Consider the following 14,764-nt stretch of genomic DNA (forward strand, 5'->3'; position numbering starts at 1 on the left):
CGTGTCGCCCTCCGCGCCGACCCTCACCGGCATCCGGTGGGGCGGGGCCCAGCCGCCCCCGCCCCCGCCCGCGTCCTGGTCCACCCCGGAGTCGTACGGGCCCGCCCGTCCGCCCGGCGCCCCGGTGCCCGTGCCGGACGGACCGCGCCGGGACGGCCGTCGGCGGATCTGGGCCGTGGTGGGCGGGGCCGCCGTGGCCGGGGTGGTGGCGGGGCTCGTGTTCACGCCGGTGCTGCGGGACGGCGAGAAGGGCACGGACGACAAGGCGGCCACCCCGGCGAGCACGTCACAGCCGCCCGCCCCCTCGACCCCCTCCGAGGAGCCGGAGGAGACGGCCACGCCGTCCGGCCTCCCCACCCCCTACCAGCCGTACACCGACCCCCAGGGCTTCACCCTCGCCCTCCCCGAGGGGTGGTACCGCACCACCGTCTCCTCCCGGTACGGCATCGACGTGGTGAACTACCGTGCCCCGGACGGCGGGCGCCGGCTGCAGATCTTCGAGGTGTCCGAGTCGTCCCCCGGCGCGTCGCACGCGCTGTTCCTCTCCGACGACGTGGAGAAAGCCCCCGGGTTCACCGAACTCTCCCTGGAGAACCTGGACGACGGCGACTTCACCGGGTCCCGGCTGGAGTACCTCGTCGACTCCCTCGAAGGGGAGCCCGACGTCGGAACCTGGCACGTCGTGGACGAGCGCTTCGTCGCCGCCGACGGCCGGATCTACACGATCGCCGCGTACGGGGCCGACGCGGACGGCCGTGACGACGAGCGCGAGCTGCTGCGGACGGCCCTCGGCCACTTCTGCCCGCCGGACACCACCTGCGACACCGGCACACCGTGACCGTCCGCCTGTGAAGGGGGGCGTTCTCTTCCGTTCCGCCCTCGCTTTCCGTGCGGCCGCGGAGGGCGCCGGGCGGAAGCCGTCGCCCCGGGAGGCGGCGGAGAGGCGGGTGGGCGGCCACGAGTCCACCTGGCGGACGTGGCCGTCCTGACCTCCTCGTTCACCACGCGGTGGCGCCCGGCGGGATCCGGCGGGCGACCATCAGCCGGTTCCAGCCGTTGACGGCGGTGATCAGCGCGACGAGGTGGGCGAGCCGGGCGGCGTCGAAGTGCGCCGCCGCCCGCTCGTACACCTCGTCCGGCACGAAGCCGTCCGTCAGCACGGTGACCGCCTCCGTCAGCTCCAGCGCGGCCCGCTCCCGCGCGTCGAAGACGTCGTCCCCGGCCTCCTCCCAGGCGTTCAGCAGATCGAGCCGGCCCTCGCGCACCGCCCCGCCCTCGCGGGCGCGCGCGAGGTGCAGGTCGAGGCAGAACGCGCAGCGGTTGAGCTGCGAGGCGCGGATCTGCACCAGCTCGGCCAGTCCGGGATCGCCGAGGCCCTTCTCGGCGGCGGCGCTCACCGCCCGCAGCGCGCCGCGGACACCGGCGTCGAGGCGGGTCGTGCGAATCGTCACCCGTGCTGTCCCGGCGTGTAGTGGCCCGGGGTCATCCGGCAGGTCACACCGAACCGGTTCCACGCGTTGATCACCGTGATCGCGGCGATGAGCTGCGCCAGCTCCGGCTCCTCGAACCACTTGGCGGCCCGCTCGTACACCTCGTCCGGCACGAAGCCGTCCGTCAGCACGGTGACCGCCTCGGTCAGTTCGATCGCCGCGAGTTCCTTCTCCGTGTAGAAGTGGCGCGACTCCTCCCACGCGCTGAGCTGGATGATCCGCTCGACGCTCTCGCCCGCCGCGAGCGCGTCCTTGGTGTGCATGTCCAGGCAGAGGGCGCAGTGGTTGATCTGTGAGGCGCGGATCTTCACCAGCTCGTACAGCTTGGCGTCGAGTCCCTTCCTGGCGGCGGAGTCCAGCCGGATCATCGCCTTGTAGACCTCGGGGGCGTGCCGGGCCCACTCCAGCCGGACGGGCGACTCGGGGGCGTACTCGGTGGTCGTCTCAGTCATGGTCATGCCTCGACCCTAGGAGCGAGGCAGCCCAGGAGTATGGTCCACTTCCATGCCAGAACGCTGGGCCACTTTCGGCATCGACCTCCACCTCGAACCGGCGGGCCCCGGCCTGCGCCGGGGCCTGACCGACGCCCTCCGTGAGGCCGTCCGCACCGGCCGGCTCGCCCCCGGCACCCGGCTGCCCTCCTCCCGCTCCCTCGCCGCCGACCTGGGCATCGCCCGCAACACCGTCGCCGACGCCTACGCCGACCTGACCGCCGAGGGCTGGCTCACCGCCCGGCAGGGCTCCGGTACCCGGGTCGCCGACCGCGCGGTCCCCGCCCCGCCGACCCGCCGGCCGTCTCCGCGCCGGGCCCCCGGCCGGCTTCCGTACGACCTCGTCCCGGGCACTCCCGACCTCGCCTCCTTCCCCCGCGCCGAGTGGCTCAAGGCCGCCCGCCGCGCCCTCGCCACCGCCCCGCACGACGCCCTCGGCTACGGCGACCCGCGTGGCCGCCCCGAACTGCGCACGGCCCTCGCCGGCTACCTCGCCCGGGCGCGGGGCGTACGCGCCGATCCCGAACGGATCGTCGTCTGCTCCGGTTTCGCCGGCGGTCTCCGCCTCCTCTGCGAGGTCCTGCGCGCCCGCGGCGCCCGCACCCTCGCCGTGGAGTCCTACGGACTGGACGTCCACTGGGACCTGGCCGCCCGCGCCGGCCTGACCACCACCCCGCTCCCCTACGACTCCCTCGGCACCCGCGCCCAGGACCCGGGCGCCGCCGACGCGGTGCTGCTCAGCCCGGCCCACCAGTTCCCCCTCGGCGGCGCCCTGCGCCCCGAGCGCCGCGCCGCCGTCGTCGACTGGGCGCGCCGCACCGGCGGACTGATCCTGGAGGACGACTACGACGGCGAGTTCCGCTACGACCGCCAGGCCGTCGGCGCGCTCCAGAACCTCGACCCCGACCACGTGGCCTACCTCGGCACGGCCAGCAAGTCCCTCGCCCCCGGCCTCCGCCTGGGCTGGATGGTCCTGCCCCCGTCCCTGCTCCCGGACGTCGTCGCCCACGGCGGCGGCCACTCCGTGAGCGCCCTCGAACAGCTCACCCTCGCCGAGTTCCTCACCTCCGGCGCCTACGACCGCCACGTCCGCGCCGCCCGCCTGCGCTACCGCCGCCGCCGCGACTCGCTGGTCGAGTCCCTCGCCACCCGGGCCCCCGACGTCCGGATCACCGGCATCGCGGCCGGCCTGCACGCCGTCCTCCGGCTCCCGCCCGGCACCGAACGGTCCGTGGTCCAGGCCGCCACCTGGCAGAACCTCGCCGTCCACGGCCTCTCCCGCTTCCGTCACCCCGCCACCGTCACCACGGCGGGCGACGCCCTGGTCGTCGGCTACGCCACCCCGCCGGACCACGCCTGGGCCGGCACCCTGGACGCCCTGTGCCGGGCGCTGCCCTGACGCACAAGGCCGGCATAACGCGCCAAGAGCCGCAAAGGGGCGGCGGGGGAACGCTGCCGGCGGGGGGCTCCCGCGCGTGCCGTCCGGGCGGTCTCTAGGCTGTCCGCCGCGAGCCGGGAGAGGTGACCCGGAGGTATGCGAGGGGGAGTGACGGGCATGGCGGAGACACGGCGGCGGCTGCGGTCCAGCACGGTGGTGCTCGGAGGGATGGGCGTGCTCGCGGCGGCGCTGTCGGCGTGCGGGTCGGATCCGGACCGGCGGTGCGTGGACCGGGACAGCTACGACCACATCTACGGCTACAAGGTCGTCGCCGACAAGAACTGCAAGAAGAGCACCAGCGACGCCGACTGGTACTACGACGCCGACGTCAGCGGCGGCTACGCCGACGACGGCACCTTCAGCCGCAGCGAGGCCGTCGACCGGGGCGGCTTCGGCTGCTCGGGATCCGGCAGCAGCGGCGGCTGACCGGATCATGGAACGGCGTACGACCGAGCCCCGCCCCGGCTGGCAGGAGACCGTCGAGGAGCAGGGGCTCATCTATCCGCTCACCCGCTACCCGGACGGCTCCCTGCGCCCCTACTGGGACGAGAGCGCCTACTACGTCTTCGGCCTGGAGGAGATCGAGGCGCTGGAGGAGGTCGTCGAGGAACTGCACGGCATGTGCCTCGCCGCCGCCGAGCACATCGTCACCGCCGACCGCTTCGCCGACCTCGGCATCACCGACCCGCGCATCGCCCGCACGGTCGCCGAGGCCTGGCACCGGCGCGCCGAACTCCCCTCCGTCTACGGCCGCTTCGACCTCCGCTACGACGGCACCGGCCCGGCGAAACTCCTGGAGTACAACGCCGACACCCCCACCTCCCTGGTGGAGGCCGCCTCCCCCCAGTGGTTCTGGATGGAGGAACGCTTCCCCGGCGCCGACCAGTGGAACTCCCTCCACGAGCGCCTCGTCGACGCCTGGCGGAAGCAGGCCGCCCTCCTCCCGCCGGGCAGCCCCCTGTACTTCGCCCACTCCTCCGCCGACGAACTCGGCGAGGACCTCATGACCGTCGCCTACCTCAAGGAGACCGCCGAACAGGCCGGCCTCGCCACCGACTGGCTCTCCATGGAGGAGATCGGCTGGGACCGTCTCTCCGGCCGCTTCGTCGACAACGGGCTCCGGTTCATCCGCAGCATCTTCAAGCTGTACCCCTGGGAGTGGCTCACCACCGACCGCTTCGCCGGCCATGTCCTCGACACCCTCGACAACGGCGGCGGCACCGGCACCACCCTGTGGATCGAGCCGGCCTGGAAGATGCTCCTCAGCAACAAGGCCCTCCTGGCGATCCTCTGGGAGCTCTACCCCGGCCACCCCAACCTCCTCCCCTCCTACCTCGACGGCCCACGGGACCTGGCGGACACCACCGGCTGGGTCGCCAAGCCCCTGCTCGGCCGCGAGGGCGCGGGAGTGACCGTCCACGAGCCCGGTTCCGATCCGGCCCCCCGCGAGGAACCCTGCTGCTACCAGCAGCTCGCCCCCCTCCCCACCTTCGACGGCAACCACGTCGTCCTGGGCGCCTGGGTGGTGGAGGACGAGCCGGCGGGCCTGGGCATCCGGGAGTCGTCGGGCCTGGTGACGGACGAGTACGCCCGCTTCCTGCCCCACGTGATCCTCTAGCACGCCGCCCGCGCCGACGAGGCGGAGGCCGGCGCCCGTATGGTGGACGCCTCCCCGTGGCGCTTCGGGCCACCCGGTAATGTGGCCGTGGGCCGTGACTGGCGCGCAAGGATGGGAACAACCATCGGGAAGCGGCCCCGGACCCTTCGGGTCCGCACCATGTGCCGTGCGCCTGGGCCGACCCGAACGCCGATCACCACGTCCGGAGGTCCCCATGCCAGCCGAGCCCACCCTCGCCTCCCATGCCTACCGAGCCGCGCTCGACGTCATCCGCACCGTCGAGCCGCGCGTCGCCGACGCCATCGGCCAGGAGGTCGCCGACCAGCGCGAGATGCTCAAGCTGATCGCCTCCGAGAACTACGCCTCCCCGGCGACCCTCCTCGCGATGGGCAACTGGTTCAGCGACAAGTACGCCGAGGGCACCGTCGGCCGCCGCTTCTACGCCGGCTGCCGCAACGTCGACACCGTCGAGTCGCTCGCCGCCGAGCACGCCAAGGAGCTCTTCGGCGCCCGCCACGCCTACGTCCAGCCGCACTCCGGCATCGACGCCAACCTGGTCGCCTTCTGGGCCGTCCTCGCCGACCGCGTCGAGGCCCCCTTCCTGGAGAAGACCGGCGCCCGCCAGGTCAACGACCTCTCCGAGGCCGACTGGGCCGAGCTGCGCCAGGCCTTCGGCAACCAGCGCATGCTCGGCATGTCCCTGGACGCCGGCGGCCACCTCACCCACGGCTTCCGCCCGAACATCTCCGGCAAGATGTTCGACCAGCGCTCCTACGGCACCGACCCGGCCACCGGCCTCATCGACTACGAGGCCCTGCGCACCTCCGCCCGCGAGTTCAAGCCGCTGATCATCGTCGCCGGCTACTCCGCCTACCCCCGCCTGGTGAACTTCCGGATCATGCGCGAGATCGCCGACGAGGTCGGCGCCACGCTCATGGTCGACATGGCGCACTTCGCCGGTCTCGTCGCCGGCAAGGTCCTCACCGGCGACTTCGACCCGGTCCCGCACGCCCAGATCGTCACCACCACCACCCACAAGTCGCTGCGCGGCCCGCGCGGCGGCATGGTGCTGTGCGACGACTCCCTCAAGGACCAGGTCGACCGCGGCTGCCCGATGGTCCTCGGCGGCCCGCTCCCGCACGTCATGGCCGCCAAGGCCGTCGCCCTCGCCGAGGCCCGGCAGCCCGCCTTCCGGGACTACGCCCAGCGCATCGTCGACAACTCCCGCGCCCTCGCGGAGGGCCTGATGCGGCGCGGCGCCACCCTGGTCACCGGCGGCACCGACAACCACCTCAACCTGATCGACGTCGCCACCTCCTACGGCCTCACCGGCCGCCAGGCCGAGGCCGCCCTGCTCGACTCGGGCATCGTCACCAACCGCAACGCCATCCCGGCCGACCCCAACGGCGCCTGGTACACCTCCGGCATCCGCGTCGGCACCCCCGCGCTGACCACGCGCGGCCTGGGCACGGCGGAGATGGACGAGGTCGCGGGCCTGATCGACCGGGTCCTGACGACGACCGAGCCCGGCACCACCAAGTCCGGCGCCCCCTCCAAGGCCGCCCACGTCCTCGACGCGAAGGTCGCCGACGAGATCTCCCGCCGGGCCACCGACCTCGTCGCCGGCTTCCCGCTCTACCCGGAGATCGACCTCGGCTGAGGCGACCCGGCCCCGCTCGACGCGCCCCGCGGCGGTCCGGTCACGCACCGGGCCGCCGCGCGGCGTACCGGCCGGGGCTCCGGCGATCCCGGCCGCGAGCCCTTGCCGCACCACCGGGGACGGACCGGGGCCCCCTGTTCCGGACCCGTGCCCGAGTGACCCCGGAAGCCTGAGAGAATGGTGAGCATGGCGACTGACCGACCCCGCGTGCTCTCCGGAATCCAGCCCACCGCAGGCTCGTTCCACCTCGGCAACTACCTCGGCGCCGTCCGTCAGTGGGTGGCCCTGCAGGAGACCCACGACGCGTTCTACATGGTCGTCGACCTGCACGCGATCACGATTCCGCAGGACCCGAAGGAGCTGCGCGCCAACACCCGGCTGGCCGCCGCCCAGCTGCTGGCCGCCGGTCTCGACCCGGACCGCTGCACGCTCTTCGTCCAGAGCCACGTCCCCGAGCACGCCCAGCTCGGCTGGGTCATGAACTGCCTCACCGGCTTCGGCGAGGCCTCCCGCATGACCCAGTTCAAGGACAAGGCGGCCAAGCAGGGCGCCGACCGCGCCTCCGTCGGCCTGTTCACCTACCCGGTCCTGCAGGTCGCGGACATCCTGCTCTACCAGGCCAACGAGGTGCCGGTGGGCGAGGACCAGCGCCAGCACATCGAGCTCACCCGCGACCTCGCCGACCGTTTCAACGGCCGGTTCGGCCAGACGTTCACGATGCCGAAGCCGTACATCCTCAAGGAGACGGCGAAGATCTACGACCTCCAGGACCCGGCGGTCAAGATGAGCAAGTCGGCATCCACGCCGAAGGGCCTCATCAACCTCCTGGACGAGCCGAAGGCCACCGCGAAGAAGGTGAAGAGCGCGGTCACCGACACCGACACGGTGATCCGCTACGACGTCGTGGAGAAGCCCGGGGTGAGCAATCTCCTCACGATCTACTCGACCCTCACCGGAATGGACATCCCCGAACTCGAGGAGAAGTACGCCGGCAAGGGCTACGGTGCGCTCAAGACGGACCTCGCCGAGGTCATGGTCGAGTTCGTGACCCCCTTCAAGGAGCGCACCCAGCAGTACCTGGACGACCCCGAGACACTGGACTCGATCCTGGCCAAGGGCGCGGAGAAGGCGCGCGCCGTCGCCGCGGAGACCCTCTCCCAGGCGTACGACCGGGTCGGCTTCCTGCCCGCCAAGCACTGAGCCGGCGCACCGGACGGACACACCGCACCGGCGCTGAACCGGCCCACGGCGGCGGTCCGTACCACCACACAGCGCTGCACATCACTCCGGTTGCGCCTGCCCGCATCCGGGTCGTGGTCGTACAGTCGATAACCGGGTGACCGTTTCCGCGGTCACCCGGCGCACACCGCAGCTTCACCGCCACGCTTCACCACCACAACGACAGGAGACGACGTGGGGACCGTAACGATCGGCGTGTCGATCGCGGTCCCGGAGCCTCACGGCAGCCGGCTTCAGCAGCTGCGCGCGGGCTTCGGCGACGCCGCGGCTCACGGTATCCCCACGCACGTCACCCTGCTGCCGCCGACCGAGATAGACGACGCCGACCTGCCGGCCGTCGAGGCGCACCTCGGCGAGGTCGCCGCGGCCGGCCGCCCCTTCCCGATGCGGCTGTCCGGCACCGGCACCTTCCGGCCGCTGTCGCCGGTGGTGTACGTGCGGGTCGTCGACGGCGGCGAGGCCTGCACCTGGCTGCAGAAGCAGGTCCGTGACGCCTCCGGCCCGGTCGCCCGCGAGCTGCAGTTCCCGTACCACCCGCACGTCACCGTGGCGCACGGCATCGAGGAGGCGGCCATGGACCGCGCCTTCGAGGAGCTCGCCGACTACGAGGCCGAGTGGCCCTGCACCGGCTTCGCGCTCTACGAGCAGGGCGCCGACGGGGTGTGGCGCAAACTGCGCGAGTTCCCCTTCGGCACCGTGGTGGTGCCCCCGCAGTCCGGGAGCGTGGACCGGGGATCCGTCTCCGCCCGCTGAGCCCCCGGCCGGGTCTCAGACCGGCAGCCGGCGGAACACCCCGCGCGGCAGGTGCCGCAGCGCCGACATCACCACCCGCAGCGTGCCCGGCACCCACACGGTCTCCGCGCGGCGCCGCAGCCCCAGCTCGACGGCCGCCGCGACCGCCTCCGGCGTGGTGGCCGGCGGCGCCTCGGGAAGTCCCGCGGTCATCCGGGTACGGACGAAACCGGGGCGTACGACCATGACGTGCACCCCCGTGCCGTACAGCGCGTCGCCGAGGCCCTGGGCGAAGGCGTCCAGGCCGGCCTTGCTGGAGCCGTAGATGAAGTTCGCGCGGCGGGCCCGCTCGCCCGCCACGGAGGACAGCACCACCAGGGAGCCGTGGCCCTGCGCCTGGAGGGCGCTCGCGCACACCAGGCCCGACGAGACCGCGCCGGTGTAGTTGGTCTGCGCGACCCGCACCGCGGCCGACGGGTCCCGTTCGTCGTGGGCCTGGTCGCCCAGGGTGCCGAAGGCGAGCAGCACCATGTCGATGTCGCCCTCGGCGAAGACCTTGCCGAGCGTGTCCTCGTGGGCGGCGGGGTCGAGCGCGTCGAAGGCGACGGTGCGCACCTCGGCGCCGAGGCCGCGCAGCTTCTGGGCGGCCTCGTCCAGGCCGGGGGAGGGGCGGCCGGCCAGCCACACCGTACGGGCGCGGCGGGCGATCAGCCGCCGCGCGATGGCCAGCGCGATCTCGGACGTGCCGCCGAGGACGAGCAGGGACTGGGGGAGACCGAAGGCGTCCTTCATGACAGCTCCTGGCTGGAGGTGACCTGGAGGCGGAGGCGGCGGGCCAGGTCGGAGACGAACACCCCGCGCGGGTCCAGCGCGGCGCGCAGCGCGCGGAAGTCGTCCAGGCGGGGATACATGGCCGCGAGCAGTTCCGGGCGCAGCCGGGAGTCCTTGGCGAGGCAGACGCGCCCGCCGGTGCCGGCGACCTCCTCGTCGAGTTCGTCGAGGAAGCCGCCGAGGCCGGGCAGCGAGGCCGGGATGTCCAGGGCCAGGGTCCAGCCCGGCAGCGGGAAGGACAGCCAGCCCGGGTCGGCCTCCCCGAACCGCTTGAGGACGGCGAGGAAGGACGGGCAGCGGCGCTCGGAGATCCGGCGCACGATCCGGCGCAGGACGTCCTCCCGGCCGTGCCCGACGACGAACTGGTACTGCACGAAGCCGCCCCGGCCGTAGACGCGGTTCCAGTGCGGTACGCCGTCCAGGGGGTGGAAGAACGCGGGGATCCGCTGGAGCCGCCCCGTGCGCGCGCGGGGCGCCTTGCGGTACCAGAGCTCGTTGAACAGCCCCACGGTGGTGCGGCCGAGCAGGCCCTCGGGGACGAAGGAGGGGGCGGCCGGGAGGCGGGAGGTGCGGAAGGAGAGGGGCTCCCCGCGCGCGCGTGCGTTCCGGGGCAGCGCGTCCAGGGGGGCGTGGTCGCCGCGCGTGAGCACCGCGCGGCCGGTGGCGGCGCCGCGGGCCAGCAGATCGATCCAGGCGACCGAGTAGCGGTAGCGGTGGTCGGTGTCGGCGAGGCGGGCCATCAGGTCGTCGAGGTCGCTCGCGCGCTCGGTGTCGACGGACATCAGCGAGGTCTCGACCGGCTGGAGCCGGATCGTCGCGGTGAGGATCACCCCGGTCAGGCCCATGCCGCCCGCGGTCGCCTCGAACAGCGGTGTGCCCGGCACGACCGTACGGACCCGGCCGTCGGCGGTGAGCAGCTCCAGGGAGAGCACATGGCGGGAGAAGGAGCCGGAGACGTGGTGGTTCTTGCCGTGGATGTCGGCGGCGACCGCCCCGCCGACGGTCACGTAGCGCGTGCCGGGGGTGACCGGCACGAACCAGCCGAGCGGCAGCAGCACCTCCATCAGCCGGTGCAGGGAGACGCCCGCGTCGCACAGCACGGTGCCGCCGTCGGCGTCGATCGCGTGCACGCGGTCCAGACCCGTCATGTCGAGCACGGTGCCGCCCGCGTTCTGCGCCGCGTCCCCGTACGCCCGTCCCAGTCCCCGCGCGATGCCTCCGCGGGCCCCGCACTCCCGGACGGCCCGGGCGGCCTCCTCGTACGTCCGTGGACGGATCAGCCGGGCGGCGGTGGGAGCGGTGCGGCCCCACCCCGTGACGGGAACGGTGTCGGCAGACATGACGGTGACCGTATCGCCCTTATGTGACTGTTTGGTTTTAAAACGTCACACCCATCCCTGAAACGGGTGATTAATGGGATGTCGCTCCCCGGGGACGGGATTCCCGGCCCGCCCGGCGTGAACAGTGGGTCCCCGTGGACGAGCTCCACGACTCCCGCGACTCTCCTGGCCCTTACGGCCCCTATGACTTCCCCCGCCCCCTCGGTCTCCACGGCGTGGACCACCGGATCGTCTCCGCCCTCAGAGCGTGCGGCGCGGATCCGTGCGTGGCCGGTGCCGCGCGGGCGCTGTCCCTGGCGGGGGAGCACGGGGCGGTGGGGCTCGCCGGAGCCGTCGTGGACCGTCCCCGGCGCGGCGCCTGGCTGCGCGGCACCACGCTCACCGTGGGCGCCCACGCCGCCGGCTCGGCCGTGAAGCGGGTCGTGCGCCGTCCGCGCCCCACGCATGTCGAACCCCTGGTCGGCACGGTCGGCCGGCACTCCTTCCCCAGCTCGCACGCCACGTCCGCGGCGGCCGCCGCCGTCGTCTTCGGCGCGCTGGGCGCCCGCGCGGTGCCCCCGCTCGCCGCCGCCGTCTGCGTGTCCCGCCTGGTGGCCGGCGTCCACTACCCGTCGGACGTGGCGGCCGGCGCCGCCCTCGGCGTGCTCACGGCCCGCCTGGGCGCCCGCCGGACGACGGGAGGCCCCGCGTGACCCTCCTGCGCGAGCGCTCCGGCCGGCGGCAGACCGCACCGCCCGTCAGGGGCGGCCTCCTCAAGGGCCTGCTGCTGACCGCGCGGCCCAAGCAGTGGGTCAAGAACGTCCTGGTGATCGCCGCCCCGGCCGCCGCCGGCGAACTGTTCTCCGTTCACGCCCTGACCCGGCTCGCCCTGGTCTTCGTCCTGTTCACGGCCTGCGCCGCCGCCGTCTACCTCGTCAACGACGCGCGCGACGCCGACGCCGACCGCGCCCACCCCGTCAAGTGCCGCCGCCCGGTCGCCGCCGGCCAGGTGCCCGTGCCGGCCGCCTACGCCGCCGGGATCGCCCTCGGCGTCCTCGCGCCCGCCGCCGCGGCCCGGCTCTGCCCCCCGGAGGCCGCCGCGCTGCTGACCGCCTACCTCGCCGTGCAACTGGCGTACTGCGTCAGCCTCAAGCACGTCCTCGTCGTCGACCTGGTCGTCGTCACCACCGGCTTCGTGATGCGCGCGGTGATCGGCGGGCTCGCCCTCGGCATCCCCCTGTCCCGCTGGTTCCTCATCACCACCGGGTTCGGCGCGCTGTTCATGGTCGCCGCCAAGCGCTACTCCGAGGCCGTGCGGATGACCGGGAAGGCGGGTGCCACCCGCGCGCTGCTCACCGAGTACACCGCCGGCTACCTCCGCTTCGTCTGGCAGCTCGCCGCCGGCGTCGCCGTCCTCGGCTACTGCCTGTGGGCCCTGGAGGAGGGCGGTGTGCCGCACACCGGCGTGCTGCCCTGGCGGCAGCTTTCCGTGGTCGCCTTCGTCCTCGCCGTCCTCCGCTACGCCGTCTTCGCCGACCGCGGGACCGCAGGCGAGCCCGAGGACGTGGTGCTGGGCGACCGCGCGCTCGCCGTCATCGGCCTGGTCTGGGCGGCGATGTACGCCCTGGCGGTGGCCGACTGGTGAGGAACCGTCCGCTCCGCCGCCGGCCATGAGAACCCGGTCCCGGGGTACCAGGGCATGGGGCTTCCGGGACGGGGCAGGGTCGGATCATGGACTGGCTGAAAAGGCTCCCGGTCGTCGGGCCGTGGACGGCCCGGCTGATGCTCACGCACGCGTGGCGGTCGTACGAGCGTCTGGACCGGGTGCACTGGACGCGACTGGCCGCCGCGATGACCTTCAGGAGCTTCGTCGCGCTCTTCCCGCTGCTCACCGTGGCCGCCGCGATCGGCGCCGCCACGATCGGCCAGGACCGGCAGGACGCCCTCCAGGACAGGATCACCGACCAGGTGCCCGGCATCTCCGACCAGTTGGACATCGGGGAGCTGGTGGAGAACGCCGGCACCGTCGGGCTCATCGCCGGTGCCGTGCTGCTGTTCACCGGCGTCAGCTGGGCCGGTTCCCTGCGCGAATGCCTCCGCGCGGTATGGGAGCTGCCCGACGAGGAGGAGAACCCCCTCCTGGGCAAGGGCAAGGACCTGGGCGTCCTCGTCGGCCTGGGCGGCGCGGTCCTGATCACCCTGGCCGCCTCCGCCGTCGCCTCCGCGATGGTCGGCCGGATCAGCGACGCCATCGGACTGGAGAAGGGCGGCTGGGGCGGGATCGTCCTGCACGTCGCCGCGTTCGCCGTCGCCGTCGGCGCCGACGTCCTGCTCCTGCTGTACGTCCTCACCCTGCTGCCCGGCGTCGAACCCGCCCGGCACCGCCTGATCGTCGCCGCCCTCACCGGCGCGGTCGGCTTCGAACTGCTGAAGCTGCTGCTCAGCGGCTATCTGCAGGGCGTGGCCACGAAGAGCATGTACGGCGCGTTCGGCGTCCCGGTGGCCCTGCTGCTGTGGATCAACCTCACCTCGAAACTGGTCCTGTTCTGCGCCGCCTGGACGGCGACGGGGAGCAAGCGGGACGAGGTCCCCGGGGTCACGGACGCGAGCGGCGGCGCACCAGGTCCGGCAGCGGCCAGCGCCGGTTGACCAGGAAGGCGCCGCCCGCCAGCAGCACCACCACTCCGCCGGCGATGCCCAGCGCGACCCCGACGCCGTCGGTGCCGCCGCCCGACGCGGCACCCGCCACCGGCTTCGAACCGGCCGCGACGGCACCGTCCCCGGTGCCCCCGGCCTCACCCGGGGAGGCGGACGGGCCCGGCTGGGCACCGGCCTGCGTCGCGCTCCTCGGCCGCACCAGCTCACCCACCGGCTCGACCTTGCCGGCCGCCTTGAAACCCCAGTCGAAGAGCTTCGCGGTCTCCTTGTAGGCCTCGTTGTGCTCGTTCTTCGACGGGTTCATCACGGTGACCAGCAGCACCTTGCCGTCCCGCTCGGCGACACCGGTGAAGGTGTTGCCCGCGTTGGTGGTGTAGCCGTTCTTCACCCCGGCTATGCCCTGGTAGACCGGCACGTCGGTGTCGCCGGCCAGCAGCCGGTTGGTGTTCTGGATCTCGAAGGACTCGCGGACCTTCTTGCCCTTCTTGTTCTTCTTCGTCTCACCGGGGAACTGCGCCCTGACCGTCGAGGCGTACTCCCGGAAGTCCTTCTTCTGCAGCCCGGAACGGGCGATCAGCGTCAGGTCGTACGCGGACGACACCTGCTTCGGGGCGTCGTAGCCGTCGGGGCTGACCACGAAGGTGTCGAGCGCCTGGAGCTCCTCGGCGTGCGCGTTCATCTCGTCGACGGTGTCCTCGACGCCGCCGTTCATCGCCGACAGCACGTGCACCGCGTCGTTGCCGGAGCGGAGGAAGACGCCCAGCCACAGGTCGTGGACGGTGTACGTCTCGTTCTCCTTGATGCCGACCATGCTGGAACCGGAGCCGACCCCGGCCAGGTCGGACGGCTCGACCTTGTGCTTCGTCGTCCTGGGCCACTTCGGCAGCAGCGTGTCCGCGAACAGCATCTTCAGCGTGCTCGCCGGGGCCAGCCGCCAGTGCGCGTTGTGGGCGGCGAGCACCTCGCCGGACTCGGCGTCGGCGACGATCCAGGAGCGGGCCGACAGGTCCTTCGGCAGCACCGGCACCCCGCTCGCGAGGTTGACCTGCGTCCCCGGCCGGCTGAGCCGGGTACCGCCCACGATGGACGTCTTCGCCGGGGGAGTGGCCGACGGACTCGTCGACGGCTTGGGGGCCGCGAGCGCGACGGGCGCGGTCAGCGCGGTGGAGAGCAGGACGGCGGAGGCGACCAGCAGCGATCGCCGGACGGTGTTCTTGGGTGCGGGCACGACCGGAAACGTACATGCCATACCTGACGAAGTCCCGGGCAGGTCCCCACCCCGGGCAAG

Annotated in this window: 15 protein-coding genes and 1 riboswitch; of the genes, 10 read left to right on the plus strand and 5 right to left on the minus strand. The window is 73.2% G+C overall.

The window, feature by feature from the left end; genetic code table 11:
* Position 1 precedes the first annotated feature (1 nt).
* Positions 2-838 carry a hypothetical protein gene (locus tag IH50_RS38205; protein WP_234328298.1) on the plus strand — a complete coding sequence of 279 codons (837 nt, stop codon included), beginning with the start codon at positions 2-4 and terminating at the stop codon, positions 836-838.
* A gap of 160 nt (positions 839-998) precedes the next feature.
* On the opposite strand, the gene IH50_RS0133935 is transcribed toward IH50_RS38205, so the two are convergent.
* Entirely contained in the window at positions 999-1,451 is a 453-nt protein-coding gene (locus IH50_RS0133935) for a carboxymuconolactone decarboxylase family protein (protein WP_030871299.1), read from the minus strand.
* Entirely contained in the window at positions 1,448-1,948 is a 501-nt protein-coding gene (locus IH50_RS0133940; protein ID WP_030871302.1) for a carboxymuconolactone decarboxylase family protein, read from the minus strand. The genes IH50_RS0133935 and IH50_RS0133940 overlap by 4 nt, the downstream gene beginning before the upstream one ends.
* Before the next feature lie 46 nt (positions 1,949-1,994).
* On the opposite strand from IH50_RS0133940, the gene IH50_RS0133945 reads away from it, so the two are divergent.
* From IH50_RS0133945 to IH50_RS0133970, 6 genes are all read left to right on the plus strand, one after another.
* Positions 1,995-3,380, plus strand: coding sequence for a PLP-dependent aminotransferase family protein (locus IH50_RS0133945; protein WP_030871306.1), 1,386 nt, complete (start codon positions 1,995-1,997; stop codon positions 3,378-3,380).
* Positions 3,381-3,536: 156 nt separating this feature from the next.
* Positions 3,537-3,845 (plus strand): hypothetical protein, encoded by a 309-nt coding sequence (locus tag IH50_RS0133950; protein WP_030871310.1) that lies wholly within the window; start codon positions 3,537-3,539, stop codon positions 3,843-3,845.
* Positions 3,846-3,852: 7 nt separating this feature from the next.
* A complete protein-coding gene (locus tag IH50_RS0133955; RefSeq protein ID WP_030871313.1) occupies positions 3,853-5,037 on the plus strand; it encodes a glutathionylspermidine synthase family protein in 1,185 nt (394 codons plus the stop codon).
* Positions 5,038-5,121: 84 nt separating this feature from the next.
* Positions 5,122-5,222: riboswitch (ZMP/ZTP riboswitch) on the plus strand.
* Between the two features lie 29 nt (positions 5,223-5,251).
* Positions 5,252-6,697, plus strand: a complete 1,446-nt coding sequence (locus tag IH50_RS0133960; protein WP_030871318.1) for a glycine hydroxymethyltransferase — start codon at positions 5,252-5,254, stop codon at positions 6,695-6,697.
* Between the two features lie 186 nt (positions 6,698-6,883).
* Positions 6,884-7,897 carry a tryptophan--tRNA ligase gene (gene trpS, locus IH50_RS0133965; protein ID WP_030871322.1) on the plus strand — a complete coding sequence of 338 codons (1,014 nt, stop codon included), beginning with the start codon at positions 6,884-6,886 and terminating at the stop codon, positions 7,895-7,897.
* A 213-nt stretch (positions 7,898-8,110) separates the two neighbouring features.
* Positions 8,111-8,689: a 2'-5' RNA ligase family protein gene (locus IH50_RS0133970; protein WP_030871324.1), complete on the plus strand. Its 579-nt coding sequence runs from the start codon at positions 8,111-8,113 to the stop codon at positions 8,687-8,689.
* Positions 8,690-8,704: 15 nt separating this feature from the next.
* Here IH50_RS0133970 and IH50_RS0133975 read toward each other — a convergent pair whose 3' ends face one another.
* Together IH50_RS0133975 and IH50_RS0133980 are read right to left on the minus strand one after the other, a co-directional pair.
* Positions 8,705-9,460 (minus strand): decaprenylphospho-beta-D-erythro-pentofuranosid-2-ulose 2-reductase, encoded by a 756-nt coding sequence (locus tag IH50_RS0133975; RefSeq protein ID WP_030871327.1) that lies wholly within the window; start codon positions 9,458-9,460, stop codon positions 8,705-8,707.
* The gene (locus tag IH50_RS0133980; RefSeq protein WP_030871328.1) at positions 9,457-10,839 is read right to left on the minus strand and encodes an FAD-binding oxidoreductase; all 1,383 of its coding nucleotides are present in this window, start codon (positions 10,837-10,839) and stop codon (positions 9,457-9,459) included. Before IH50_RS0133980 ends, IH50_RS0133975 begins: the two co-directional genes overlap by 4 nt.
* Positions 10,840-11,054: 215 nt before the next feature.
* Between IH50_RS0133980 and IH50_RS0133985 the strand changes: the two genes are divergently transcribed.
* The 3 genes from IH50_RS0133985 (at position 11,055) to IH50_RS0133995 (ending at position 13,467) form a co-directional block, all read left to right on the plus strand.
* On the plus strand, positions 11,055-11,531 hold the full coding sequence (locus IH50_RS0133985) for a phosphatase PAP2 family protein (protein WP_030871330.1): 477 nt from the start codon (positions 11,055-11,057) through the stop codon (positions 11,529-11,531).
* A complete protein-coding gene (locus IH50_RS0133990; protein WP_030871333.1) occupies positions 11,528-12,463 on the plus strand; it encodes a decaprenyl-phosphate phosphoribosyltransferase in 936 nt (311 codons plus the stop codon). Before IH50_RS0133985 ends, IH50_RS0133990 begins: the two co-directional genes overlap by 4 nt.
* An 86-nt stretch (positions 12,464-12,549) precedes the next feature.
* Positions 12,550-13,467 (plus strand): YihY/virulence factor BrkB family protein, encoded by a 918-nt coding sequence (locus tag IH50_RS0133995; protein ID WP_030871336.1) that lies wholly within the window; start codon positions 12,550-12,552, stop codon positions 13,465-13,467.
* Here IH50_RS0133995 and IH50_RS0134000 read toward each other — a convergent pair.
* A complete protein-coding gene (locus tag IH50_RS0134000) occupies positions 13,415-14,704 on the minus strand; it encodes a D-alanyl-D-alanine carboxypeptidase family protein (protein ID WP_030871338.1) in 1,290 nt (429 codons plus the stop codon). The genes IH50_RS0133995 and IH50_RS0134000 overlap by 53 nt on opposite strands.
* Between the last annotated feature and the right edge of the window lie 60 nt (positions 14,705-14,764).

This window comes from Streptomyces sp. NRRL S-37 (assembly GCF_000721605.1).
In the GTDB taxonomy this organism is placed as follows: domain Bacteria; phylum Actinomycetota; class Actinomycetes; order Streptomycetales; family Streptomycetaceae; genus Streptomyces.

Excerpts from the sequence above, each read along its gene's own strand:
- IH50_RS0133940 (WP_030871302.1), bottom strand. The coding sequence starts at position 1,948 with ATGACCATGACTGAGACGACCACCGAGTACGCCCCCGAGTCGCCCGTC.
- IH50_RS0133945 (WP_030871306.1), top strand. The coding sequence starts at position 1,995 with ATGCCAGAACGCTGGGCCACTTTCGGCATCGACCTCCACCTCGAACCG.
- IH50_RS0133975 (WP_030871327.1), bottom strand. The coding sequence starts at position 9,460 with ATGAAGGACGCCTTCGGTCTCCCCCAGTCCCTGCTCGTCCTCGGCGGC.
- IH50_RS0133955 (WP_030871313.1), top strand. The coding sequence starts at position 3,853 with ATGGAACGGCGTACGACCGAGCCCCGCCCCGGCTGGCAGGAGACCGTC.
- IH50_RS0133950 (WP_030871310.1), top strand. The coding sequence starts at position 3,537 with ATGGCGGAGACACGGCGGCGGCTGCGGTCCAGCACGGTGGTGCTCGGA.
- trpS (WP_030871322.1), top strand. The coding sequence starts at position 6,884 with ATGGCGACTGACCGACCCCGCGTGCTCTCCGGAATCCAGCCCACCGCA.
- IH50_RS0133960 (WP_030871318.1), top strand. The coding sequence starts at position 5,252 with ATGCCAGCCGAGCCCACCCTCGCCTCCCATGCCTACCGAGCCGCGCTC.
- IH50_RS0133980 (WP_030871328.1), bottom strand. The coding sequence starts at position 10,839 with ATGTCTGCCGACACCGTTCCCGTCACGGGGTGGGGCCGCACCGCTCCC.
- IH50_RS0133995 (WP_030871336.1), top strand. The coding sequence starts at position 12,550 with ATGGACTGGCTGAAAAGGCTCCCGGTCGTCGGGCCGTGGACGGCCCGG.